Origin of the sequence: Anaerococcus cruorum, from assembly GCF_046365495.1 — a bacterium.
GTDB classification, from domain to species: domain Bacteria; phylum Bacillota; class Clostridia; order Tissierellales; family Peptoniphilaceae; genus Anaerococcus; species Anaerococcus cruorum.
The window spans coordinates 1-517 of the sequence record NZ_JBGMEH010000005.1; the positions used below are offsets into that span (position 1 = coordinate 1).

Annotated in this window: 1 tRNA gene; it reads right to left on the reverse strand. The window is 36.0% G+C overall.

Going from position 1 to position 517, the window contains the following annotated elements:
• Positions 1-243: 243 nt before the first annotated feature.
• Positions 244-319 (reverse strand) — tRNA-Ala (locus tag ACCQ40_RS04575).
• Positions 320-517: the final 198 nt, after the last annotated feature.

The window sequence follows — 517 nt, forward strand, 5'->3', positions numbered from 1 at the left end:
TGGAAATATTGTTTGCTATTTAGTTTTTATGGTTCAGTTTGTTTTCTAATGTACAGATTAATTATCCGTACGATTAGCGTCGTAGATTTCGTAAGTTTATTCATAAAACTTAGAAACTACTATATTAATGACCATATCTTTCAGACAAACTCGTCGGCTTGCTGACAAAGTTGCAAGCAACTTTGAAACGCCGCGACGTCTGACCTTCATTCCATTTGCTTTGCAAATGGTGATAGGTCATTATGGTGGAGATAAAGAGATTCGAACTCTTGACCCCCTGCGTGCAAGGCAGGTGCTCTCCCAACTGAGCTATATCCCCATGTTTACTATATTTTGTATATAGTATAATATTGAAATTTAATTTATATCAATGATTATGTCTGTGTTTCTAATAATTAGAGAATAACGTATCATTCTCTGTCTGGCTAGTGGGTTTTCTTTCCTCATTGTTGAGGAGTCCTAGTCTTTGTTTTGCAAGCAAAACATTCGTCTAGGATGAAAAGTGCAAAGCACTTTC